The following is a 24,577-nucleotide window of genomic DNA, read 5'->3' as shown; positions in this document are numbered from 1 at the left end:
GCGACAATATGCTGACTGGCCTTTTCGAGCGGCAGGCGGGACAGGTCGCAACCACCACAACCAACAGACTCTTAGAATCAGAAGACTCTTCTAAAATAGATATTTGATTTAAGAGCCCCCAAGGATCGAACGCTGTATGGCTGGGAAACGGATCATGCTGGACGTCCTCAAGGGCGAGACGGTGTCTCCGCCGCCGCTCTGGATGATGCGTCAGGCTGGCCGCTATCTCCCCGAGTATCGGGAGACCCGGAAGCGGGCCGGATCCTTCCTCGACCTTTGCTACGATCCCGACCTTGCGGTCGAAGTGACCTTGCAGCCGATCGAGCGCTTCGGCTTCGATGCCTCGATCCTGTTCTCCGACATTCTTGTCGTGCCCGATGCGCTCGGGCGGGAGGTCCGTTTCGAGGAGGGGCACGGACCGATCCTGAAGCCGATCGCGGCGGCCGAGATTGCTGCGCTGAACGGCGAAACGTTTCACGTGAATCTCGAACCGGTCTACGAAACGGTCCGCCGGCTGCGCGCGAAACTGCCGGATGAGACGACGCTGATCGGCTTCTGCGGCGCGCCCTGGACGGTCGCGACCTATATGATCGCCGGCCATGGCACGCCGGACCAGGGGCCGGCGCGGCTCTTCGCCTATCGCGAGCCGGGGGCCTTCGCCCGGCTTCTGAAAATACTCGCCGATCATTCGGCGGCCTACCTGATCCGCCAGATCGAGGCCGGCGCCGATGTGGTGCAGATTTTCGATTCCTGGTCGGGCGTTCTCGATGAGGCATCCTTCGACGCGTTCTGCGTCGAGCCGGTGGCGGAGATCGTGCGGCAGGTGAAGGCGGCGCATCCGGATGTACCGGTGATCGGATTTCCAAAAGGCGCCGGCGAGCGCTATCGCGATTATCGGAAGAAGACCGGGATCACCGGTCTCGGCCTCGACTGGACCGTGCCGCTGTCGATGGCGCGTGAGTTGCAGGGCGAAGGCGCGGTGCAGGGCAATCTCGATCCGCTGCGGCTTGTGGCAGGCGGCAAGGCGCTGGCGGACGGTGTCGACGCTATCCTTCGTACTCTGGGTGATGGCCCCCTGATCTTCAATCTCGGCCATGGCATCACGCCGGAGACGCCGGTGGCGCATGTCGAGGCCATGGTGAAAATGGTGAGGCGCGCGTCATGACGATGATGGGCAAAGGAGAGCTGGGAGGCGGCGCCGGCGCAATGCGCCGGGCGGCGATCGCCATCGCCGTCTTCCTCGCGCTGGCCGGGCTTCTGTTCCTGCTCGGACCGGACGATTTCTATCCCTGGGCCAAGGCGATCCACGTAATTGCGGTGATTTCCTGGATGGCCGGCATGCTCTATCTGCCGCGGCTCTTCGTCTATCACGCCGACGCCGAGATGGGTTCGGTGCAGTCCGAGACTTTCAAGGTGATGGAGCGTCGCCTGTTGCGCGGCATCATCAACCCGGCGATGATCGTGACCTGGGCGTTCGGGCTTTGGCTGGCCTGGAAAGGTTTCGGCTTTCAGGGCGGCTGGCTGCACGCCAAGATCCTCGCTGTGCTCCTGCTTTCAGGCCTGCATGGCTACCTCGCCGGCGCGGTGAGAAAATTCGCCGGGGACAAGAACGAAAAGCCGGCGAGGCACTGGCGGATCGTCAACGAAATCCCCACATTGCTGATGGTCGTCATCGTCATCCTGGTCATCGTGAAGCCGTTCTGAGGCTTCCTGGGATTCGGCCAGGAGACCCCGCAAAAGGCGGCTTGCTCTTTTAGGCGACCGACGATACAAGACGGGTCTTCCTTCCCGTCATGCGCCGCCCTTTTTTCGCTTTCGGCCGCGCCCGGCATTTGTCGCATCCAGCCGATTTTCTCCCAAAAGCCTACCCAGAGTCTATCTAATGCAAGAAATGAAACTCACCGAGTTCAAGAACAAGAAGCCGCCAGAGCTGATCGCCTATGCCGAATCGCTCGAGGTCGAGAATGCCAGCGTCATGCGCAAGCAGGAGTTGATGTTCGCGATCCTGAAGAAACTGGCCGCCCAGGACATCGAGATCATCGGCGACGGCGTGGTCGAGGTTCTGCAGGATGGTTTCGGCTTCCTGCGCTCGGCCAATGCCAATTACCTGCCCGGTCCCGACGACATCTATATTTCGCCGTCGCAAATCAGGCGCTTTTCGCTCAAGACCGGCGATACGGTCGAAGGGCCGATCCGCAGCCCGAAAGAGGGCGAGCGCTATTTCGCGCTGCTCAAGGTCAACACCATCAATTTCGACGATCCCGAAAAGATTCGTCACAAGATCCACTTCGACAATCTGACGCCGCTCTACCCGACCAAGCGGCTGAAGATGGAGATCGAAAATCCGACCAGCAAGGACATCTCACCGCGCGTCATCGACCTGGTCGCGCCGATCGGAAAGGGACAGCGCGCGTTGATCAACGCGCAGCCGCGCACCGGCAAGACGGTTCTCATGCAGAACATTGCCCATTCGATCACCGCCAACCATCCGGAATGCTATCTGATCGTGCTTCTGATCGACGAGCGCCCGGAGGAAGTGACCGACATGCAGCGCTCGGTGAAGGGCGAGGTGATCTCCTCGACCTTCGACGAGCCCGCTGCCCGCCACGTGCAAGTGGCTGAAATGGTGATCGAGAAGGCCAAGCGCCTGGTCGAGCACGGCCGCGATGTCGTGATCCTGCTCGATTCGATCACCCGCCTCGGCCGCGCCTACAACACTGTCGTGCCGTCATCCGGCAAGGTGCTGACCGGCGGTGTCGACGCCAACGCGCTGCAACGGCCGAAGCGCTTCTTCGGCGCCGCCCGCAACATCGAGGAAGGCGGCTCGCTTACCATCATCGCCACGGCGCTGATCGATACCGGCAGCCGCATGGATGAAGTCATCTTCGAAGAGTTCAAGGGCACCGGCAACTGCGAAATCCAACTCGACCGTAAGGTAGCCGACAAGCGCATCTATCCGGCGATGGACATCCTCAAGTCCGGCACCCGCAAGGAAGACCTTTTGGTGCCGCGCGCGGATTTGCAGAAGATCTTCGTGCTGCGCCGCATCCTGGCGCCGATGGGAACGACCGACGCGATCGAGTTCCTCATCGACAAGCTCAAGCAGACCAAGACCAACGCCGACTTCTTCGATTCGATGAATACGTGATCGGGTGCGAAGCGCCCTCCTTCTCCCCTTGTGGGAGAAGGTGGATCGGCGCTTTAGCGCCGAGACGGATGAGGGGTGTTCCAGCGGAGTGAGGCGCTGGTGTTCCCTGGAGCACCCCTCATCCGTCGCCTTCTGCGACACCTTCTCCCACAAGGGGAGAAGGAGAAGGCACTATCGCCGCAACAGCTTCTCCAACTCCTCTGGACCCGTCACCGCCGGCAGGCACACCTGTCCGCTGCAGAACCAGGCGCCGGGCTTGTCCGTGGGCGGGAGCACGCCGCCGGGTAGAAGCGCTCGATTCGCTTCCGTACCGACCGGCACCACGATATCGACCCGGCGCGGGTCGGGATTTCGATTCGCGACCGGAACGAGCATTGAGGAATCTGCCTTGTCGATGATGACAAGCTTCAGCGGTTCGAGCGCCAGGGCGCAGGCGTTGACGATGCCCGCCTGGCCATAGGCCTGTTGCGCGGCGCGGCCCATGGCGTGCTCGGCGGTCGTCCAGGCTTTTTCCCAAAGATCGGGATCGCCGGTGAGGGAGGAGAGCCGCACCAGCGCTTCGACAACCTGGCTGGTGGCCGAGGGGATTGCCTCATCGACATCGCCGCGGATGCGGATCAGCACATCGCCGCTGTCGGATGCCGTCAGATAGTAGCCGGTCTTCTCGCTGTCCTGATGCCAGCGGTCGAGCTGATCGACGAATTGCCTGGCCTGCTCCGAATAGGCCGGATCGCTGGTTGCCTCGAACAGGGCGATCGCGGCATTGGTCATGGCGGCATAGTCGCTCGACAACGCCGGAAAGAGTTTTTTCGAGCCAAGCATTGAGTGCGGCAGGCGCCCGTGCTGGCCGGCCTCGACGATATGAGCGAAGGCCTTTGCCGCGGCCTCGATCCAATCAGCCCGTGCAAGCGAGCGCCCCGCTTCCGCGAGCGCCGCGATCATCAGGCCGTTCCAGTCGGTGAGCGCCTTGCCGTCGCGGCCTGGCCTGACGCGCTTTTCGCGGCGGGCAAGCAGTTTCGCTTTCAGGGGCGCAAGCCGCGCGCAGTCGGCTATGCCCAGGCGCTGCTGTTCCTCGGTCTGGCGGATGATCGGCTTGCCTTCCCAGCCATGCGGAGCGGCGAGTTCGAAATATCGGAAGAACAGAGCCGAATCGTCGACGAGCGCGGCTTCGATCTCCTCCTTGCTCCAGGTGTAGAAAAGCCCCTCCTCACCCTCGCTGTCGGCATCGAGGCTGGCGGCGAAGGCGCCGCCGTCGACCCGCATCTCGCGCAGCAGCCAGGCGACGGTCTCTTCGATTCGTATCCGGAACAAGTCATTGCCGGCAGCGGCAAAGGCCCAGTTGCACATGCGGATGAGCTGGGCGTTGTCGTAGAGCATCTTCTCGAAATGCGGCACCAGCCATTCGGCGTCAGTCGAATAGCGGCTGAGGCCGCCGCCGACGTGATCGTAGATGCCGCCGGCGAGCATCTTTTCCAGGCTGAGCAGCACGGCGTCGCGGTGCGCGGTCTGGCCGTCGCGCAGCCAGGACAGCCACAGGCTGTGCATGAAGGGCGCGTTAGGGAATTTCGGCGCGCCGCTTAAGCCCCCAAGATCGCGGTCGATCATGCCGCCGATGCGGTTGCCGAGATCGGCAAGCGTGTCGCGATCGAGCACCGCCTTGCCTTTCGCGCCGGCGAGCCGCTGCTCGACATGGGCCGTCAGCCCATCGGCGCTTTCGGCGAGGCTTTGCTGCTTTTCCCGCCAGGCCTTGTCGACGGCTTCCAGCACCTGGATAAAGCCCGGCCGCCCGTAGCGAGCCTCGCGCGGAAAATAGGTGCCGCCCCAGAAAGGTTTGCCGTCGGGCGTGAGAAACATGGTCAGCGGCCAGCCGCCCTGCTCGCCCATCGCATGGAGCGCCGCCATATAGATCTGATCGATGTCCGGGCGCTCCTCGCGATCGACCTTGATATTGACGAAGAGCCGGTTCATGACGGCGGCCACAGTGTCGTTCTCGAAGCTTTCATGCGCCATGACATGGCACCAGTGGCAGGCGGCGTAGCCGATGGAGAGCAGGATCGGCCGTCCTGATTCTTTGGCTTCGGCAAGCGCCGCCGGCGACCACGCCCGCCAATGCACAGGGTTGTCGCTGTGCTGCTGCAGATAGGGGCTGGCCTCTTCGGCAAGCATGTTTCGCGCGGGCAAGGTCACGATGGGCGGCTCGGCATGATGGGTTTACAAGGTAAAGGCTAGGGCGCTTCAGCAGGTCCGGCAAATGGTTTCCCAGATGACCTCGAAGGATTCAATCGTCGCGCTTTCGAGCGGCCGCTTGCCTGCGGGCATCGCCGTGATCCGCATTTCCGGTCCGCATACTCGATTCGTGGTCGAAACGATCGCCGGTCCTGTTAAGGATCGAGTTGCCATGTTGCGGAGCCTTAAAGCGGCCGACGCTTCGGTCATCGATCACGGCCTTGTCTTGTTCTTTCCTGGGCCTGGCAGTTTCACCGGTGAGGACGTGGCCGAGTTCCAGGTCCACGGCAGCCGCGCGGTGGCGGCGAAGATGCTGGAGACGATTACCGGCATCGAGGGCGTCAGGCACGCCGAACCCGGCGAATTCACCCGGCGCGCCTTTCTTAACGGCAAGCTCGACCTGGTCGAGACCGAGGCGCTGGCCGATCTCGTCAATGCCGAGACGGAGGCGCAGCGGCGTTTTGCCCTGCGCAATGCGGATGGAGCGCAAAGCGAAGTCTATTCGAGCTGGCGCCGCCGGCTGATCCATGCGCGGGCGATGATCGAAGCCGAGATCGACTTCGCCGACGAAGAGGATGTTCCCGGCTCTGTTTCGGAGGCGGTGTGGTCCGACGTGGCGAAGATGATCGATGAGGTCGGGCGTCACATCCAAGGGTTCAAGGCAGCGGAGATCATTCGCGACGGCTTTGAGGTCGTCATCCTCGGCGCGCCGAATGCCGGCAAGTCCAGCCTGTTCAACGCGCTGGCCCGGCGCGAGGCGGCGATCGTCACCGACGAGCCGGGCACCACGCGCGACCTGCTCGAGGTGGTGCTCGATCTCAACGGGATGCGAGTGCGGATTGTCGACACGGCCGGCCTGCGCGAGAGGGCCGGCAAGGTGGAGACGATCGGCATCGAAAGGGCGCGCGCCAAGGCCGGTGGGGCCGACCTCGTCCTGCTGTTGGAGGACATTGTGGATCCGCAGCCGGTGGGCGCGGTCCCGACAGGGGTTCCATTGCTGAAGATCGGGACGAAGGCCGATCTCAAGCACGCAAGCGAGGGTGCCTATGATTGGGTCATCTCGTCCAAGGACGGCACCGGACTTTCCGGGCTGCTGGATGAAATCGGCCGCCGCGCTGCGTTGGCGATCGGAGACGCGGGCGACGTCCTGCCTTCGAGGCTCCGTCATGTCGAGCTTTTGAAAGAGGCGAAGGAATTTCTCGCCGCGGCCCTGGCGGGACAAAGCCAAGAGCTGCGCGCCGAGGAATTGCGGCTGGCCACGGATCGGCTCGGGCGGATCGTCGGCGTGGTCGATGTCGAGGACATGCTCGACGTGATCTTCTCGCAGTTCTGCATCGGCAAGTGATTCACGTGAAACACGGAGGCGTTGCGCGGGTGCGATGAGTCACGTGAAACAGGTCGGGGCTGCGGATGTGGGCGTGAACGCCGCGTTCCTTCGAGCCCCCCTCTGCTCTGCCGGGCATCTCCCCCACAAGGGGGAGATCGGATATCGCCGCGGCTTTCGCTAGTCCCCAACGGCGCAGGAATGAGTGGAGCGCCAAGGCTGCCAATCTCCCCCCCTTGTGGGGAGATGGCCGGCAGGCCAGAGGGGGGCGCTGTCCCGCCGGCTTCTCAAAGTTCCCCGCCGGGATGGCAATGCTCGCCATTCATTGTTTCACGTGAAACGAGTTCGCCTTGACACCGACCCGTCGTCGGGGACATGTGTCGGTCGATCTCTGAAAGCGGATTCTTGAAATGACCGATCACTATGATGTGGTGGTGGTGGGCGGCGGCCATGCCGGATGCGAAGCGGCAAGTGCTGCCGCGCGCGCCGGCGCCAGCACCGCGCTGGTGACGCTGCGTTTCGACACGATCGGCGTCATGTCGTGCAACCCGGCGATCGGCGGTCTGGGAAAAGGGCATCTCGTACGCGAGATCGACGCCATGGACGGATTGATGGGCCGCATGGCCGACGCCGCCGGCATCCAGTTCCGTTTGCTCAACCGCCGCAAGGGCCCGGCCGTACGCGGCCCCCGCACCCAAGCCGACCGCAAGCTCTACTGCCTCGCCATGCAGGCCGCGATCAGCGAGCAGGCTAATCTCGATGTGATCGAGGGAGAGGTTCTGGATCTCGAGATCGAAGACGGGCGGGTCGCGGCTGTGCTGGTTTCCGGCGGTCGCCGCCTTGCCTGCGGCGCCGTGGTGCTGACCACCGGCACGTTCCTGCGCGGGCTGATCCATATCGGCGAGAAGAAGATCGTCGCCGGCCGCATGAACGAACAGGCAAGCCACGGGCTGTCGGCCACCATGGCTCGTGCCGGTTTCAAGCTCGGCCGCTTGAAGACCGGGACGCCCCCTCGCCTCGATGGCCGCACGATCGACTGGGCTTCGCTGGAAAGTCAGGCGGCGGACGAGGATCCGGTGCCGTTCTCGCTGATGACTGACCGGATCGCGAACCCGCAGATCCATTGCGGCATCACCCGCACCACAGCGGCGACGCATGAGTTGATTCGCCTCAATTTGAAGCGGTCAGCGATGTATTCCGGCTCGATCGAAGGTGTGGGGCCGCGCTATTGCCCTTCGATCGAGGACAAGATCGTCAAGTTCGGCGACCGTGAAGGCCACCAGATTTTCCTCGAGCCGGAAGGGCTCGACGACGACACCGTCTATCCGAACGGCATCTCGACCTCGCTGCCGGAAGACGTGCAGCTCGACATTCTGAAGACGATCCCCGGGCTGGAAAAGGCGACGATGCTGCAGCCGGGCTATGCCATCGAATATGACCATGTCGATCCGCGCGAGTTGGCAACCACCTTGGAGACGAAGCGCGTCGCGGGCCTGTTCCTGGCCGGGCAGATCAATGGCACGACCGGCTATGAAGAGGCAGGCGCGCAAGGTTTGCTCGCCGGCATCAACGCGGCGCGCAAGGCATCGGCGAGCGACCAAATCGTGCTCAGCCGCACCGAGGCCTATATCGGCGTGATGGTCGACGACCTCACCAGCCGCGGCATCGCCGAGCCTTATCGGATGTTCACCTCGCGGGCGGAGTTCCGGCTTTCGCTGCGCGCCGACAATGCCGACGAGCGGCTGACGCCGCTGGCTGACCGGCTCGGGATCGCCTCGTCGGAGCGCATGCGGCGGTTCGATGATTTTGCCGGCAGGCTCGACCAAGCCCGCGCGCTGGCAAAGTCGATCACCTTGACGCCGAATGAAGCCGCGCGGCATGGCCTGGAGATCAACAAGGATGGCGTGCGCCGCTCGGCCTATGAGCTGCTCGCGCATCCGGGCGTCGACATGGCTTGGCTGGCCCGTGTCGAACCCCGCTTCGCCGCGCTTGACGCCAAGACCGCGGAGCGGCTCGAGACGGAAGCAAAGTATTCCGTCTATCTCGACCGGCAGCAGGCCGACGTCGCGCAAATAAGGCATGAAGAGTCGCGGCTCATTCCCGAGAGCATCGACTTCTCGGATGTGCCGGGCCTTTCCAACGAGCTGAAGCAGAAGATGAAGACGCGCCAGCCGCGCTCGGTCGCGGATGCGCAGCGCATGGAAGGCATGACGCCGGCGGCGCTCGCCATCATTGTCGCTCACGTCCGCAATGCCGAGCTCGCCGCGCGAAGGGACGTGGCGTGAGCGCCGATGACTTGGGCGCCAGTGCCTGGGCGGACCTGCAGAAAGCGGCGGGTCCGGTTTCACGTGAAACATTCGAGCGCCTGCAGGCCTTCGAACAGCTTTTCCTGAAATGGAACCGGAGCATCAATCTGGCGGCGCCGTCGACGTTGGACGACGTCTGGCGCCGGCACATCCTGGACAGCGCCCAGCTTGCCCGAATCGCTCCCGCCGCAATTCGCTGGGTCGACCTCGGCTCGGGTGGCGGCTTTCCCGGGCTGGTGCTCGGCTTCCTGCTGGCAGAGCGTCCAGGCGCCTCGATCGATCTGGTCGAGAGCAATCGCAAGAAAGCGTCCTTCCTGCAGTCGGTCATCGGCCAGTTCGATCTGCCGGCGCGTGTTCTGGCACGGCGCATCGATGACAGCTATCCATTTGTTTCCACGCCGGAAATCGTCACGGCACGCGCCTTGGCCGCGCTTCCGGATCTGCTCGATTTGTCCGCGCCCTGGCTGTCCAAAGGGGCGCGCGCGCTTTTTCACAAAGGCCGGGATTACCGGGCCGAAGTGGAAGAAAGCACTCACCGCTGGGCCTTCGATCTGGTAGAACATCCAAGCATGACCGACCCTCACGGCATCATCCTGGAAATCACCGATCTGCGTCCGGCGACCCCGCAATGAATTACTGGCATAAACCCATGAAAACTGGTCCGCGCATCATTACCGTCGCCAACCAAAAGGGCGGCGTCGGCAAGACCACTACGGCCATCAACCTGGCCACAGCGCTGGCCGCGATCGGCGAGCAGGTGCTGATCGTCGACCTCGATCCGCAGGGCAATGCCAGCACCGGGCTCGGTATCGACCGCAAGGACCGCACGGTCTCGTCCTACGACGTGCTGACCGGGGAGCTGGAGCTGGAGGCGGCAGCGGTGCCGACGGCGGTGCCGGGCTTGTCCATCGTTCCCTCGACGCTCGACCTGCTCGGCATCGAAATGGAGATCGCCTCGGCACCCGACCGCGTGCTCAGGCTGCGCAATGCGCTGCGCACCGCGGCCGAGCGCTCGGCGCCGTTCGGCTATGTGCTGATCGACTGTCCGCCTTCGCTCAATCTTTTGACCTTGAATTCAATGGCGGCGGCCGATTCGGTTCTCGTGCCGCTGCAATGCGAATTCTTCGCGCTGGAAGGTCTCAGCCAATTGCTCGAGACGGTCGAGCAGGTGCGCGGCGCCATCAACCCGGATCTCACCATCCAGGGCATCGTGCTCACCATGTATGACGGCCGCAACAACCTCGCCAACCAGGTGGTGCAGGATGTGCGCACGCATATGGGCGACAAGGTCTACGAGACCATCATCCCGCGCAATGTGCGCGTTTCCGAAGCGCCCTCCTACGGCAAGCCGGCGATCCTCTACGATCTCAAATGCTCCGGCAGCCAGGCCTATCTGCAGCTTGCTTCCGAAGTGATCCGCCGCGAGCGCAAGCTGCGCGCGGCCTGAGCGGCGCAACCAGCCATCCCCGTTAGGCAAATAGCCGATTCGATTCCGAAACGACCTGGACAGAATAATGAGCGAAGACCAATCAAGAAAAAGACTGGGCCGTGGCCTCGCGGCGCTGATCGGCGAGATCGACCGTCCGGCGGCACCCGAAAAGCCGAGCCCGGCGGCGGACGGCAAGGTGCCGATCGAGTTCGTCAGCCCGAACCCGAAGAACCCGCGCCGGCATTTCGGCGATGCCGAGCTCACCGATCTCGCGCAATCGATCCGCGAACATGGCGTGGTGCAGCCGGTGGTGGCGCGGCCCTCGCCGTCGCAGCCCGGCCGCTACGAGATCATCGCTGGCGAGCGGCGCTGGCGGGCGGCGCAGCGCGCCGGCCTCACCGAGATCCCGCTCATCGTGCGCGACGTCAACGACCGCACGGCGCTGGAGCTGGCGATCATCGAGAACGTGCAGCGCGCCGACCTCAATCCGGTCGAGGAGGCGCAAGGCTATCAGCAGCTGATCGACGAGCACGGCTACACGCAGGCCGATCTCGGCCAGGTGATCGGCAAGAGCCGCAGCCATGTCGCCAACACGCTGAGGCTTTTGAAGCTGCCCAATGTCATCCGCGACATGCTGGTCGACGGCGATTTGTCGGCCGGCCATGCCCGCACGCTGGTGACGGCCGAGGATCCGGCAGGGCTCGCCAAGCGCATCGTCAAGGAAGGGCTTTCCGTGCGCCAGGCCGAAGCGCTGGCGCAGATGCCCGCCGGCCCGACGCCGGCCAAGGTGAAGTCAGCGCCGAGCACGCCGGAGAAAGATCCCGACACGCTGGCGCTGGAGAAGCTGATGACCGACACGATCGGCATGATCGTGACCATCGAGCACAAGAGCCGAGGCGGCACGCTCAGGGTCAACTATCGCACGCTGGACCAGCTAGACGAGCTCTGCCGGCGATTGAAGGACGAGCGGTAGGGCGTTGAGGCGCAATGGTATTTTGCCGGCTAATGAAGTTTCGATTTAAGGCTGGATACGCCTGATATATTGGTGATAGCTGAGATAGGGCTGGCCGTTGGGTCGGCCTTTTCTTTGCAGTGATTGGCGAAAGAGCCGAAGCTGCAAATCTCCCCCCTTGAGGGGGAGATGGCCGGCAGGCCAGAGGGGGTTGTCTCACATCAAGCGCCGGCGTGCCTTGCCGGGCGAAGAAGAGGTCGGCGCTCCACGCGCGGCGACCCCCTCTGTCGCCTTCGGCGACATCTCCCCCTCGAGGGGGGAGATCATCCGCGCTGCCCCAGTCTCGCGCTCTCCACCGCGATGCCGAGCAATGCCTGGCGGGCCAGCGCCTCCGATAAATCCGGCCGTTTGCGCGTCTGCAGCACCGCTGTCTGCAAGCGGTTCAGCGCGCGGCCGAGCGCCTCGACATTCCAGCGCTCCAACGTCTTCTCCACCAGCTTGCGGCGCGAGAAGAAGACCGGCGGTCGGGCGCCCGCCACGACCGACGCGGCGTTTCGGCCGCCGGATTCCATCTGGCCGCGCATGACCTGGATCGCCTGCAAATGCCGCATCGCCGAGGACAGCACCAGGAACGGGTGGCCGCCCGACTGGCAGTGGCGGGTAAAGGCCACATCGAAATCGCCGACCTTGCCGTCGAGCATGGCGTCGATCGCATCGTCGAAGGAGGCGCCGGAGACGTCGCCCGACATGGCGCTCACGTCGTCGAGGGTGATTTCCTTCTGGCCGTGGGCGTAGAGCACCAGCTTCTCGATCTCGCCGCGCGAGGCCAGGCGGTCGCCGCCGAGATTGCGGCGCAGCGCCTGGCGGGCGTCCAGCGTCATCGTCATGCCGGCCTTGCGCAGCTCGTCGTCGATGACGGTGTCGAGGTCGCGGGCCTCGTCGGCATAGCACGGCAAGGCGATGGCGTTGGCGGCGGCCTCGACAATGGCTCGCAAGCCGGTGCCCTTCTTCAGGTCGCCGGCTTCGATGAGGATGATCGCATCCCGCGCCGGTTCGGCCGTCAGCGCCTTGATGTCGTCGGCCAGCGCCTTCTGGCCGCTGGCATTGCGCACCCAAAGCAGCCGCCGGTCGGAGAACATCGGCACGGTGCGCGCCTCGTCGAGCAAACGGCCCTCGTCGCGGTCGACTTCCGCGCCATCGAGCTTGACCACCGAGAACGGATCGTCGAGCGGCAGGCCGGTCTTGGCGGCGAAGGTCTTCGCCCGCTCGGCCACCAGGCCGCGATCGGGACCGTAAAGCAGGACGATTGCCATGGCCGGATCCGGCTTCGCGAGCCACGAATCGACCTCGTATCCCTTCTTCTGTGCCATGCGGGGTGAGTTAGCATGGCGATGAGTTGGGGTGAACCAGAGATCGGCGCCGGCGTCCTCACCTTCTCCCCCTCGTGGGAGAAGGTGTCGCCGCAGGCGACGGATGAGGGATGCTCCAGGGAACACCAGCGCCTCACTCCGCTGGAACATCCCTCATCCGTCTCGGCGCTATCGCGCCGATCCACCTTCTCCCACAAGGGGAGAAGGGAAAGTGGCGCTGGTGCCCGCGCCAACGCATGCCACCAATTGTCTTATCTGACTTAAAAGGCGCAAGAGTCTTCCGCCAAATTGCGCGGCGGGCGAAAACATCGACAAGAAATTTCGCCGCCATATCTGCATCTTGTCGGCCATGTGCCGCATCGGCTCCAGGGGCCGATGGCCGGGAGGACGGCCGCCATTTCGCCCGATGAATTGGCGGCGCGGATGTGCAAATATCGCACCGGCAACATTGGAGGACGTGAGCTCATGGCCGATGCTGGAATGTTGCGTTTTCATGTGCCCGAGCCCGAGGTCCGGCCCGGCGGGACGCCTGATTTCTCGAATGTGACCATTCCCAAGGCAGGCTCGGTGCCGCGCCCGGAGATCGACGTCGATCCGCGCACGATCCGCGACATGGCTTTCTCGATCATCCGGGTGCTCAACCGCGCGGGCGAGGCCGTCGGCCCATGGGCCGGGCTGCTCACCGACGAGGAGCTTCTGCAAGGCTTGCGCCACATGATGACGCTCAGGACTTTCGACGCGCGCATGCAGATGGCGCAGCGCCAGGGCAAGACCTCCTTCTACATGCAGCATCTCGGCGAGGAGGCGGTGAGCTGCGCCTTTCGCAAGGCGCTGCAGCCCGGCGACATGAATTTCCCGACTTATCGACAGGCAGGTTTGCTGATCGCCGACGGCTACCCGATGGTCATGATGATGAACCAGATCTATTCCAACGAGGCCGATCCGCTGAAGGGCCGGCAGCTGCCGATCATGTATTCGTCGAAGGAGCACGGCTTCTTCTCGATCTCCGGCAATCTGGCGACGCAGTACATCCAGGCGGTCGGCTGGGCGATGGCCTCGGCGATCTCCAAGGATTCGCGCATCGCCGCGGCCTGGATCGGCGACGGCTCGACGGCGGAATCCGATTTCCACGCGGCGCTGGTGTTCGCCTCCACCTATAAGGCGCCGGTCGTGCTCAACGTGGTCAACAATCAGTGGGCGATCTCGACCTTCCAGGGAATCGCCCGCGGCGGCTCCGGCACCTTCGCCGCGCGCGGCCTCGGCTTCGGCATCCCCGCGCTGCGCGTCGACGGCAATGACTATCTCGCCGTGCATGCGGTGGCCAAATGGGCGATCGAGCGGGCGCGGCGCAATCTCGGGCCGACGCTGGTCGAATACGTCACCTACCGCGTCGGCGCGCATTCGAGCTCGGACGATCCGTCCGCCTACCGGCCCAAGGCGGAGTCCGATGCCTGGCCGCTCGGCGATCCGGTCGTCAGGCTGAAGAACCATCTCATCCACAAGGGCGTCTGGTCGGAGGATCGTCACACCCAGGCGGAAGCCGAAATCCTCGCGACGGTGATCGCGGCGCAGAAGGAGGCCGAAAGCCACGGCACGCTGCATGCCGGCGGCAAGCCGTCGACGCGCGACATGTTCGAAGGCGTCTATGCCGAAATGCCGCCGCATCTCAGGCGCCAACGCCAGCAGGCAGGGGTCTGACCATGCCAAGACGGACCATGATCGAGGCGATCCGCGACGCCATGGACGTATCGATGGGGCGCGACGAGCGCGTCGTCGTGTTCGGTGAGGATGTCGGCTTCTTCGGCGGCGTCTTCCGCTGCACCCAGGGCCTGCAGGCCAAATACGGCAAGAGCCGCTGCTTCGATGCGCCGATCAGCGAATCCGGCATCGTCGGCGCGGCGATCGGCATGGCCGCTTATGGGCTGAAACCCTGCGTCGAGGTGCAGTTCGCCGATTATGTTTATCCGGCTTATGATCAGATCGTGTCGGAGGCAGCGCGGCTGCGCTACCGCTCGAACGGCGATTTCACCTGCCCGATCGTGGTGCGCATGCCGACCGGCGGCGGCATTTTCGGCGGCCAGACGCACAGCCAGAGCCCGGAAGCCCTGTTCACGCATGTGTCCGGCCTGAAGACGGTGGTGCCGTCCAACCCGCACGACGCCAAGGGGCTTTTGATCGCGGCAATCGAAGACCCGGACCCGGTGATCTTCCTCGAGCCGAAGCGGCTCTATAACGGCCCCTTCGACGGCCATCACGACCGGCCGGTGACGTCCTGGTCGAAGCATGAGCTCGGCGAGGTCGCCGACGGTCATTACACGATTCCGCTCGGCAAGGCGGCGATCCGCAGGCAGGGTTCGGCGGTCACCGTGCTCGCCTATGGCACCATGGTCTATGTCGCCGAGGCCGCGGCTGCGGAAACCGGCATCGACGCCGAAATCATCGACCTCAGGACGCTTTTGCCGCTCGACCTCGACACGATCGTCGCCTCGGTGAAGAAGACCGGGCGCTGCGTCGTCGTGCATGAGGCGACGCTCACCTCCGGTTTCGGCGCCGAGCTCGTCTCGCTGGTGCAGGAAAACTGCTTCTACCATCTGGAGGCCCCGGTGGCGCGGGTCGCCGGCTGGGATACGCCCTACCCGCATGCGCAGGAGTGGGAGTATTTCCCCGGCCCCGCGCGGGTCGGGCGCGCGCTCGTCGAGACGATTGAAGCTTGAAGAAGGGGGAAGCCTGAGGATGGGCGAATATGTGATCAAGCTTCCCGATGTCGGCGAAGGCGTCGCCGAGGCTGAGCTTGTCGAATGGCACGTCAAGATCGGCGACCTCGTGCGCGAGGATGCGGTCCTGGCCGCCGTCATGACCGACAAGGCCACCGTCGAGATCCCGTCGCCGGTCGATGGCGAGATCCTGTGGCTCGGCGCGGAGATCGGAGACACGGTCGCGATCGGCTCACCGATCGTGCGGCTGAAGGTTGCCGGCGAAGGCAATGTGAAGGCGGACAGCACCGCTAAGGCCGCGCCGAAGGCGCCGGCCAAGCCGGCCGAGGTGAAGGCCGAACCGGTCCCGAGCGCTCCGAAATCGGCGCCGAAGCCGGTGGAGCCGCCAGCGAGGGTGCCGCCTCCGGTCGTCGCGCCGAAGGCACGTCCACCTTCGGTCCCGGGCGCGCCGCGCGCCGAAGGCGAAAAGCCGCTGGCCTCACCCGCTGTGCGCTTGCGCGCCAGGGAAGCCGGCATCGATCTGCGCCAGGTTCCGGGCAGCGGGCCGGCCGGGCGCATCGGCCATGAGGACATCGAGGCCTTCCTGGCGCGGGGTCCGCAGCTTGCCCGCGCAACCGGCCTTGCCCGCAAGGACGGCGTCGAGGACATCAAGATCGTCGGCCTGCGGCGCAAGATCGCCGAGAAGATGGCGCTCGCCAAATCGCGCATCCCGCACATCACCTATGTCGAGGAGATCGACGTCACGGCGCTCGAGGAGCTGCGCGCCACCCTCAACAAGGAGAAGCGACCCGCCAAGGGGACGGAGAGGCCGAAGCTGACGCTGTTGCCTTTCCTGATGCGGGCCATGGTCAAGGCGATCTCCGACCAGCCGAACCTCAACGCCTTGTTCGACGACGAGGCCGGCATCGTCCATCAGCATGAAGGCATCCATATCGGCATTGCCGCGCAGACGCCCAACGGCCTCGTGGTGCCGGTGGTCAAGCATGCCGAGGCGCGCGACCTCTGGGACTGCGCCGCCGAGGTCAACCGTCTCGCGGACGCGGCCAAGTCCGGCACGGCAACGCGTGACGAGCTTTCCGGCTCGACCATCACCATCACCTCGCTCGGCGCCATGGGCGGCGTGGCGACGACGCCCGTCATCAACTATCCGGAAGTGGCGATCGTCGGCGTCAACAAGATGATGGTGCGGCCGGTGTGGGACGGCACGCAATTCATTCCCCGCAAGATGATGAACCTGTCGTCCAGCTTCGACCATCGCGTCATCGACGGCTGGGACGCCGCGGTGTTCGTGCAGCGCATCAAGACGCTGCTGGAAACGCCGGCGCTGATTTTCGTGGATTGAGGGGATGAGGTCGATCTTGAACGGCGCGGCGCCGGAATGTGGGCTCCCCCTTCTCCCCTTGTGGGAGAAGGTGTCGCCGAAGGCGACGGATGAGGGGTGCTCCAGGGAGAGCCAGCGTCTCACTCGGCTGGAACACCCCTCATCCGTCTCGGCGCTAACGCGCCGATCCACCTTCTCCCACAAGGGGAGAAGGAAAAGGCGCGCCGCCGCCCTCGCCGCAAAAAGGATGCAGCTGTCATGAAAGAGATCTCCTGCAAGCTGCTCGTCATCGGCGCCGGTCCCGGCGGCTATGTCTGCGCCATCCGCGCCGGCCAGCTCGGCGTCGACACGGTGATCGTCGAGGTCGGCAAGCCGGGCGGCACCTGCCTCAATGTCGGCTGCATCCCGTCCAAGGCGCTCATCCATGCCGCGGAGGAGTTCGACAAGGTCGCGCATATGGCCGGCGGCAAGGATCCGCTTGGCATCAAGGTCGGCGCGCCGACACTCGATCTGACCAGGACGGTCTTCTGGAAGGACGGTATTGTTAGCCGGCTGAACAGCGGGGTCGCCGGACTGCTCAAGAAGGCAGGGGTCAAGACAGTGCATGGCTGGGCGACGTTCCGCGACGGCAAGACCGTCGAGGTCGAGACCGAGACCGGAAGCCAGGTGATCCGCGCCGAGACGGTGGTGATCGCCACCGGCTCGGCGCCGGTCGAATTGCCGTTCCTGCCTTTCGGCGGCCCGGTGATCTCGTCGACCGAGGCGCTGGCGCTGAGCGAAGTGCCGAAGAAGCTCGCCGTCGTCGGCGGTGGCTATATCGGGCTGGAGCTTGGCATGGCGTTCGCCAAGATGGGCGCCAAGGTGACCGTGGTCGAAGCCCTGCCGCGCGTGCTTGCGCAATATGATGCAGAATTGACCCGGCCGGTGCTGAAGCGGCTCAGCGAGCTCGGCGTCGAAGTGATGACGGGCGCCAAGGCCAAGGGGCTGTCGACCCAGGGGCAGATGGGCAAGGGCGATGCGTTGCTGGTCGAGACGGCCGACGGCAAGAACGCCAAGGTCGCCGCCGACAGGATCCTGGTCACGGTCGGCCGCAAGCCGCTGACCGAAGGCTGGGGGCTGGAGCAGATCGACCTCGACAGGTCGGGAAAATTCATCCGCATCGACGATCAGTGCCGTACTTCGATGCGCGGCATCCATGCCATCGGCGACGTCACCGGCGAGCCGATGCTGGCGCATCGCGCGATGGCGCAGGGCGAGATGGTGGCCGAGATCGTGGCCGGCCACAAACGGAGCTGGGACAAGCGCGCGATCCCGGCGATCTGCTTCACCGATCCGGAACTGGTCACCGCCGGCCTGTCACCGGAGGAGGCGAAAGCGTTGGGCGGCGAGATCAAGATCGGTCAGTTTCCCTTTGCCGCCAACGGCCGCGCCATGACCAGGCAAGGCGAAGACGGCTTTGTGCGGGTTGTGGCTCGCGCGGACAATCATCTGGTGCTGGGCATCCAGGCGGTCGGGCAAGGCGTTTCGGAACTGTCGGCCGCGTTCGGCCTGGCGCTCGAAATGGGCGCGCGGCTGGAGGATATCGCAGGCACCATCCATGCGCATCCGACGCAAGGGGAAGGTTTCCAGGAAGCGGCGCTGAAGGCGCTGGGCCACGCGCTGCATATCTAAAGCTCCCCCTTCTCCCCTTGTGAGAGAAGGTGTCGCCGAAGGCGACGGATGAGGGGTGATCCAGGGAATACCGGCGTCTCACTCCGCTGGAGCACCCCTCATCCGTCTCGGCGCTGCGCGCCGATCCACCGCCCGGGGGCGAGCCACGGGTCTCGCCCCGTCCTTCGGACCCCACAAGGGGAGAAGGAGAGGATTCAGCTCGCCAGCCGGCTCACCATCTCGTGCTGCGCGTAGGCGCCGCCGAAGCGGTTGGCGAGGAAGGCGTCGAGGGCGATGTCTTCCTGGCGGACGAAGCCTTTCGCCGGCAGGCTGCCGTCGGCCAGCATGTCGAGCACGGCGCAGATGCCGGAAGCGGTGGTGATCTGGATGGCGCTGCGCACGACATTGCCGACGCGGTGCGAATAGATCTTGTTGGCGTAGGTCTCCTGCAGCAGGCGCCCGTTCCTGCGGCCCGAGACGGTGACGAAGACGATGACCACGTCCTGCAGCGTCGCCGGCAGGGCGCTTTCGAAAATGTCCTTCAGCACGTCGCGGCGGTGGCGCAGCCCAAGATCGTTGAGCAGCGCCTTCATGATCGCGGCATGGCCGGGGTAGCGGATGGTGCGGTAGTTCAGCGTGCGCACCTTGCCCTTCAGCGTCTCGGCCAGAGTGCCGAGACCACCGGAGGTGTTGAAGGCCTCATAGGTGACGCCGTCGAGCGAGAACTCCTCGCGCTCCTCCAGCGGCGGCACCTCGATCAGCTCGCCTTCGACGATCGCCTCGCAAGGCTCGCAATATTCGTTGATGACGCCGTCGGTGCTCCAGGTGAGGTTGTAGTTCAGCGCGTTCGACGGGTATTGCGGCAGCGCGCCGACGCGCATGCGCACGCTTTCCAGCGTGTCGAAGCGGCTGGCGAGGTCGTTGGCGACGATCGAGATGAAGCCCGGCGCCAGGCCGCATTGCGGGATGAAGGCGCTCCTGGCGTCACGCGCCAGCTCCTTCACCCGGCGGGTCGAGACGACGTCCTCGGTGAGGTCGAGATAATGGACGCCGGTGGCGGCGGCTGCTTCCGCGATGCGCGCGGTGAGGTGGAAGGGCGCGGCGCTCAGCACGGCGAACTTGCCGGCAAGGACTTTCTCCAGCGCGCCGTCTGCGGCGATGTCGAGCTCCTGCGTCGCGACGCCGGCCGGCAATTCGGCCGCGGCAAGCTGGTCGGCCGAGCGGTCGACGAGCGTGACGCGATAGGCGCCCGTGGCGCTAAGCATTTCGGCGATGGTCGAGCCGATCTTGCCGGCGCCGACGACAACGATGTTCTTCATGATCAATTACCCCTGCCAATTCGAGTTGGTCGAGATCATCGCAACTCGCCTGTCGAAAGGAAGCGTGAAATCTGGCAAAGTGAAACCAGACTTTAAGCGATCCGCCGAAGGAATTCGTCACAATGCTCAGCCAAGCCGAACAGGCCCTGCTCACCTTGCTGCGCGCCAACGCGCGCGCCTCGACCGCCGAGCTGGCGCGGCAGCTCGGCGTATCGCGCACGACGGTGCAGAGCCGGATCGAACGGTTGGAGCGACGCGGCATCATCACCGGCTACGGTGTGCGGCTGGCGCCCGACTATGAGCAGGGGCTGGTCAAGGCGCATGTGCTGCTCACCGTCACGCCCAAGCTCGCCGACAAGGTGGTGCGCAGCCTCGAGGCGATGCCCCCGGTCAGGACGGTGCATTCGGTGAGCGGCAATTTCGACATGATCGTCATCGTCGACGCGCCGTCGATCCGTGATCTCGACGCGCTGCTCGACCGGATAGGGGCGATGGATGGGGTCGAGCGGACGTCGTCGTCGATTATTCTGTCGACGCGGGTGGATCGGTGAGATCGGCGAGATGCTGGCGGGACAGCGCCCCCCTCTGGCCTGCCGGCCATCTCCCCCTCAAGGGGGGAGATTGGATGTCACGCGGGATTTCGCCAATCGCCAACGTTGTAGGAAGGGCGAGGCGACGAAGCTGTCAATCTCCCCCCTTGAGGGGGAGATGCCCGGCAGGGCAGAGGGGGGTATCGTAGAGCGCTGGCGTTTCCTCTTTCATACCTAGGGGCCTACGCCCTCCCTCTCTCCGGCCCATTGTCCAACCACGCCACATCCTCCGCCGTCAGTTCAATATCCAGCGCCTTGAGGCTGTCCTCCAGCTCGTCCAGCGTGCGGGGGCCGATCAAGGGCACCGACGGGAACGGCTGCGCCAGGACATAAGCCAACGCGACATGGATCGGGCTCTTGCCGAGCCGCTTGGCCAGTTCGATGGCGCGGTCGCGGCGGCCGAAGTTCTTTTCTGAATACCAGACCCGCACCAGCTCCTCGTTGTCGGTCCGGTCGCGGCCGGCGCGGTCGGTGAAGAAGCCGCGGCCCTGGCTCGACCAGGCGAAGTTCGGCATCTGCCGCGCCGTCAGCCAGGCTTTCCACGCATCGGTCGAGGAGGTGATGCAGCCGGCCCAGATCGGTTCCAGCATCTCGGCCAGGGAGAAGTTGTTGGAGAGCGCGCCGGGCTTCTGCTTGCCGGTGCGTTCGGCATAGGCGATCGCTTCATCCATGCGCTCCATCGTCCAGTTCGAGCCGCCGAACAGGCCGCGGATGCGGCCGGCCTTCGCCTCCCGGTCCATGGCATCGACGAACTCGCCGACCGGCACGTCCGGATTGTCGCGATGCATGAAATAGATGTCGACATGGTCGGTCTGCAGCCGGTCGAGCGTCTGGGCGAGCTGCCTGGCGATCACATCGGGGTAGCAGAGCGGCGAATGCGCGCCCTTGGCGATGATCACCGACTGCTCGCGCACGCCGCGATTCCTCAGCCACTGGCCGAGCAGCGCTTCGGTGTAGCCGGCGCCGTAGACAAAGCCGGTGTCGAACAGGTTGCCGCCGGCCTCGAAATAGGCGTCGAGCAGGATCGATCCGGAGGAAAAGGTCCGGAAATCCTCGAAGCCGAGCGCCAGAAGCGAGGCCTGTCGCGGCAGACCCGGAATCGCGCGCTTGCCGATGGCGGTGCCGCTGGTGCGCAACGGCCGGCCGGCGATGGTGTTGATGCGTTTTGCCGGCTTTTCGATCTCGTATTCCAGCCCGACCGCGGCCCGCCATTTGTCGAGCACGCGCAGGGTCCCCAGGCTGTCGGCCCAAGACATGCCCGGCCAGGCGAATTCGTGGCGGCCGGCGAGGATCGCCTCGCCCGCGGCATCGACCTCGAAGGAATAAAGGTGGCGCTTTTCGTCGAGACTGATCGTCTCGCGCGTACCGCCGGACCGGACCACGTCGATCCGGCCCGGTCCGACATCGCGGTTGCCGCCGGCGAACCAGAAATTGGGCACCTCGATATGACCCTTGGTGCCGAAGATGCGCAGCACGTTGTCCTGGTTGAGCGAAATGCTGCAGGAGACCTCGGCGACGATGCCGCCGGGAAAGTGGAGCAATGCAGAGGCCCACTCGTCGACGCCGGACTGGCCGAGATGGGCGGCGCCCACGACCTTGTCCGGCTCGAGGAAGGGCTGACCCGCTGCGGCGCCTGCAATCAACCGCGCCATCGATACGGGATAGCCGCCGACATCGAGGATGCCGCCGCCGGCCAGCTCGTTGGCGTAGAGCCGGTGCTCGGGTAAGAAGCCTGGCATGGCGAAGCCGAAGCTCGACTTGATCATGCGGATGTCGCCGATGACGCCCGATTTGATCAGCTCGACCAATTGGAGTGTTTGCGGGTGCAGCCGGTACATGAAGGCTTCACCCAGAAAGGTGCCGGCCTTGCGCGCCGCATGCATCATGGCGTCGGCCTCGAAGGCGGTCAGCGCCAGCGGCTTCTCGCACAGCACATGTTTGCCGGCTTCGGCGGCCTTGATCGCCCATTCGGCGTGGCCGGGATGCGGTATCGAAATGTAGACGGCGTCGACGTTCTTGTCGGCAAGCAACGCGTCATAGCCATCGAGAATGCGCGTGCCGGGAAAGGCCTCTGCAAGCCCCGGCTTGCCGGGGTTGCGGGCGCCAAGAGCAACCAGCTCGCCGTTGCGCGACTGCGCCAGGCCGCCGGCAAAGGATTTTGCGATGCTGCCGGGTCCGAGGATGCCCCAGCGAATTTTTCCAGATGTCATGTCGAATTCTCCATGGGTCGCCGCCACGCCTGGCATGCCGGCAAAGAAAAACGGGTCAGCGGATCCTCGCGCCTGTCTTGTCGAAGAGCAGCGAGCGGTCCGCCTTGATCGATACGGTGAAATGGTCGCCGCTGGCGCGCTGGCGCGCGGCCTCGCGCTCGACGATCAGCTCCTCGGCCCCGGCATTGGCGTAGACGTAGCTCACCGAGCCCAGGTGCTCGGCGACATCGGCCTTGACCGGGATGTCGCAGTCGCCGTCGCCGGCCTCGAAGAAATGCTCCGGCCTGACGCCGAGCACGACCTCGGTGCCTACTGTCGGCAAAGCCTTGCAGAGCGCCTTGCGCAATCTGGCGCCGCCATGATGGGCGAGCTCGACCGTCGCGGCGCTGTTGGATGTCTCGACGACCTTGGCGCTGAGAAAATTCATTTTCGGCGAGCCGATGAAGCCGGCGACGAAACGGTTGGCCGGGTCGTCATAAAGGTCGAGCGGCGCGCCGATCTGTTCGACATTGCCACCTTTCAGCACAACGATGCGGTCGGCCAGCGTCATCGCCTCGGTCTGGTCGTGCGTCACATAGATCATGGTGACGCCAAGCTCCTTGTGCAGCCGCGAGATCTCGACCCGCATCTGGACCCTGAGCTCGGCGTCGAGGTTGCTCAGCGGCTCGTCGAACAAAAACACCTGCGGCTCGCGCACGATGGCGCGGCCGATGGCAACGCGCTGGCGCTGGCCGCCGGACAATTGCTTCGGCCGCCGCTGCATCAGCTCCTCGATGCACAGGATCTCGGCGGCACGCTTGACCCGACGGTCGGTGTCGGCCTTCGGGTTGCCGTTCATCCTCAGCCCGAAGCTCAAATTCTGCTCCACCGTCATGTGCGGATAGAGCGCGTAGGACTGGAACACCATGGCGATGCCGCGGTCGGCGGCCTCGACATCGTTCACCACCTTGCCGCCGATGGCGATCTTGCCGCCGCTGATGTCCTCCAGCCCGGCGATCATGCGCAGAAGCGTGGACTTGCCGCATCCCGACGGGCCGACGAAGACGACGAACTCGCCGTCGGCGATATCGATGTCGGCGCCATGGACGACCTCGAAGGTGCCGAAACGCTTGACGACATTGGTGAGTGTGACGGCGGCCATCTCGCTCCTATCCTACTTGACCGCGCCGGCGGCGATGCCGGCGATGAAATGGCGCTGCAGCAGCACGAAGACGATGAGCATCGGCACCGTCAGCATCACCGCGCCGGCCATCAAGCCGCCCCAGGAGACCTTGGTGAGGCCGATCAGCGTGCCGAGCGCCACCGGCGCCGTCATCGCGCCGGGCTGGCTGTTGATCAGCAGCGGCCAGAGATAATTGTTCCACGAGGCGAGGAAGAGGATGATGGCCAATGCCGCCAGCATCGGCCGCGCCAGCGGCAGCGCGACGAAGAGGAAGATGCGCCATTCCTTGACGCCCTCGACCCTGGCCGCGTCGAACAGTTCGGCCGGCATCATCGAAAAGGCCTGGCGCATGAAGAGCACGCCCAGCGAATTGAACAGCGGCGGCACGATCAGCGCGATCCAGGTGTTGGCGAGCTGGAAATCGCGCGCCACCATGATGAATTGCGGGATCAGCACCACCGCGTAGGGAAGCGTGATGGTGCCGAGGATGATCGCCACCACCAGCCGCTTGCCGAGGAACTCGTAGCGCGCCAGCGCCCAGCCGGCCATCGAGGTGAGCATCACCGACAGGAAGGTGTAGGTCACAGCAACGGAGACGGAGATTCCGATCGCGCCGATGAAATTGGTGTCGCGCTGCAGATTGTTGACATTGTCGAGGAAATTGTCGTGCGGCAGAAGCTCGATGCCGGGGCTGAAGATGCCGTAGTCGGGCATGGTGGAGAACACCACCATCATCCACAGCGGAAACAGCCAGACCAGCGCCAGCGGCGTCAGCACAAGATGCAGCAGAATGCTGCGTCCGAGCCGTCTTTGAGAGCGCGAGATCATTTCGGCTCCCCCCTCATTTCGGCTCCCC

The 24,577-nt window shown here is 64.7% G+C and carries 19 protein-coding genes; 13 read left to right on the top strand and 6 right to left on the bottom strand.

Annotation, left to right across the window (positions count from 1 at the left end):
- Nucleotides 1–136: 136 nt before the first annotated feature.
- The 3 genes from hemE (at nt 137) to rho (ending at nt 3,148) form a co-directional block, all read left to right on the top strand.
- The gene (gene hemE / locus EOA29_RS01155) at nt 137–1,165 is read left to right on the top strand and encodes a uroporphyrinogen decarboxylase (RefSeq protein ID WP_126091082.1); all 1,029 of its coding nucleotides are present in this window, start codon (nt 137–139) and stop codon (nt 1,163–1,165) included.
- Entirely contained in the window at nt 1,162–1,704 is a 543-nt protein-coding gene (gene hemJ, locus EOA29_RS01150) for a protoporphyrinogen oxidase HemJ (protein WP_245464840.1), read from the top strand. The genes hemE and hemJ overlap by 4 nt, the downstream gene beginning before the upstream one ends.
- A gap of 178 nt (nt 1,705–1,882) precedes the next feature.
- On the top strand, nt 1,883–3,148 hold the full coding sequence (gene rho / locus EOA29_RS01145) for a transcription termination factor Rho (protein WP_126091083.1): 1,266 nt from the start codon (nt 1,883–1,885) through the stop codon (nt 3,146–3,148).
- 171 nt (nt 3,149–3,319) lie between these two features.
- Here rho and EOA29_RS01140 read toward each other — a convergent pair whose 3' ends face one another.
- Nucleotides 3,320–5,335: a thioredoxin domain-containing protein gene (locus tag EOA29_RS01140; RefSeq protein WP_126091084.1), complete on the bottom strand. Its 2,016-nt coding sequence runs from the start codon at nt 5,333–5,335 to the stop codon at nt 3,320–3,322.
- 76 nt (nt 5,336–5,411) lie between these two features.
- Here EOA29_RS01140 and mnmE point away from each other — a divergent pair, with 76 nt between their 5' ends.
- The 5 genes from mnmE (at nt 5,412) to EOA29_RS01110 (ending at nt 11,406) form a co-directional block, all read left to right on the top strand.
- Complete coding sequence (mnmE, locus tag EOA29_RS01135; RefSeq protein ID WP_126095694.1) at nt 5,412–6,719, top strand: tRNA uridine-5-carboxymethylaminomethyl(34) synthesis GTPase MnmE; 1,308 nt, start codon at nt 5,412–5,414, stop codon at nt 6,717–6,719.
- 389 nt (nt 6,720–7,108) lie between these two features.
- On the top strand, nt 7,109–8,983 hold the full coding sequence (mnmG, locus tag EOA29_RS01125) for a tRNA uridine-5-carboxymethylaminomethyl(34) synthesis enzyme MnmG (protein ID WP_126091085.1): 1,875 nt from the start codon (nt 7,109–7,111) through the stop codon (nt 8,981–8,983).
- Nucleotides 8,984–8,994: 11 nt separating this feature from the next.
- Nucleotides 8,995–9,636, top strand: coding sequence for a 16S rRNA (guanine(527)-N(7))-methyltransferase RsmG (gene rsmG / locus EOA29_RS01120; protein ID WP_126095695.1), 642 nt, complete (start codon nt 8,995–8,997; stop codon nt 9,634–9,636).
- A gap of 17 nt (nt 9,637–9,653) precedes the next feature.
- Nucleotides 9,654–10,451, top strand: coding sequence for a ParA family protein (locus EOA29_RS01115; protein ID WP_126091086.1), 798 nt, complete (start codon nt 9,654–9,656; stop codon nt 10,449–10,451).
- A 67-nt stretch (nt 10,452–10,518) separates the two neighbouring features.
- Nucleotides 10,519–11,406, top strand: coding sequence for a ParB/RepB/Spo0J family partition protein (locus EOA29_RS01110; RefSeq protein WP_126091087.1), 888 nt, complete (start codon nt 10,519–10,521; stop codon nt 11,404–11,406).
- 302 nt (nt 11,407–11,708) lie between these two features.
- Here EOA29_RS01110 and holA read toward each other — a convergent pair whose 3' ends face one another.
- Nucleotides 11,709–12,755, bottom strand: coding sequence for a DNA polymerase III subunit delta (holA, locus tag EOA29_RS01105; protein WP_126091088.1), 1,047 nt, complete (start codon nt 12,753–12,755; stop codon nt 11,709–11,711).
- Between the two features lie 465 nt (nt 12,756–13,220).
- Here holA and EOA29_RS01100 point away from each other — a divergent pair, with 465 nt between their 5' ends.
- From EOA29_RS01100 to lpdA, 4 genes are all read left to right on the top strand, one after another.
- A complete protein-coding gene (locus EOA29_RS01100) occupies nt 13,221–14,453 on the top strand; it encodes a 3-methyl-2-oxobutanoate dehydrogenase (2-methylpropanoyl-transferring) subunit alpha (protein ID WP_126091089.1) in 1,233 nt (410 codons plus the stop codon).
- 2 nt (nt 14,454–14,455) lie between these two features.
- Nucleotides 14,456–15,469, top strand: coding sequence for an alpha-ketoacid dehydrogenase subunit beta (locus tag EOA29_RS01095; protein ID WP_126091090.1), 1,014 nt, complete (start codon nt 14,456–14,458; stop codon nt 15,467–15,469).
- A 19-nt stretch (nt 15,470–15,488) separates the two neighbouring features.
- Nucleotides 15,489–16,811, top strand: coding sequence for a dihydrolipoamide acetyltransferase family protein (locus EOA29_RS01090; RefSeq protein WP_126091091.1), 1,323 nt, complete (start codon nt 15,489–15,491; stop codon nt 16,809–16,811).
- Between the two features lie 237 nt (nt 16,812–17,048).
- Complete coding sequence (gene lpdA / locus EOA29_RS01085) at nt 17,049–18,461, top strand: dihydrolipoyl dehydrogenase (protein ID WP_126091092.1); 1,413 nt, start codon at nt 17,049–17,051, stop codon at nt 18,459–18,461.
- 194 nt (nt 18,462–18,655) lie between these two features.
- Here lpdA and EOA29_RS01080 read toward each other — a convergent pair whose 3' ends face one another.
- On the bottom strand, nt 18,656–19,759 hold the full coding sequence (locus EOA29_RS01080) for a saccharopine dehydrogenase family protein (RefSeq protein WP_126091093.1): 1,104 nt from the start codon (nt 19,757–19,759) through the stop codon (nt 18,656–18,658).
- A gap of 122 nt (nt 19,760–19,881) precedes the next feature.
- Here EOA29_RS01080 and EOA29_RS01075 point away from each other — a divergent pair, with 122 nt between their 5' ends.
- Entirely contained in the window at nt 19,882–20,310 is a 429-nt protein-coding gene (locus tag EOA29_RS01075; protein ID WP_126091094.1) for an Lrp/AsnC family transcriptional regulator, read from the top strand.
- 221 nt (nt 20,311–20,531) lie between these two features.
- Here the strand turns inward: EOA29_RS01075 and EOA29_RS01065 are convergent, their stop codons facing one another.
- Genes EOA29_RS01065 through EOA29_RS01055 form a run of 3 tightly spaced genes read right to left on the bottom strand, consistent with a single transcriptional unit; the run spans nt 20,532 to nt 24,549 of the window.
- Nucleotides 20,532–22,559: an aldo/keto reductase gene (locus EOA29_RS01065; RefSeq protein WP_127220079.1), complete on the bottom strand. Its 2,028-nt coding sequence runs from the start codon at nt 22,557–22,559 to the stop codon at nt 20,532–20,534.
- 55 nt (nt 22,560–22,614) lie between these two features.
- Nucleotides 22,615–23,700, bottom strand: coding sequence for a sn-glycerol-3-phosphate ABC transporter ATP-binding protein UgpC (gene ugpC / locus EOA29_RS01060; RefSeq protein ID WP_126091097.1), 1,086 nt, complete (start codon nt 23,698–23,700; stop codon nt 22,615–22,617).
- Between the two features lie 12 nt (nt 23,701–23,712).
- Nucleotides 23,713–24,549, bottom strand: coding sequence for a carbohydrate ABC transporter permease (locus EOA29_RS01055; RefSeq protein ID WP_126091098.1), 837 nt, complete (start codon nt 24,547–24,549; stop codon nt 23,713–23,715).
- Nucleotides 24,550–24,577: the final 28 nt, after the last annotated feature.

The sequence above is a fragment of the Mesorhizobium sp. M1E.F.Ca.ET.063.01.1.1 genome, from assembly GCF_003998155.1.
Taxonomy (GTDB): Bacteria; Pseudomonadota; Alphaproteobacteria; order Rhizobiales; family Rhizobiaceae; genus Mesorhizobium.
Note: the sequence above shows the minus strand (reverse complement) of the source record. Positions and strands in the feature narration are given on the sequence as shown.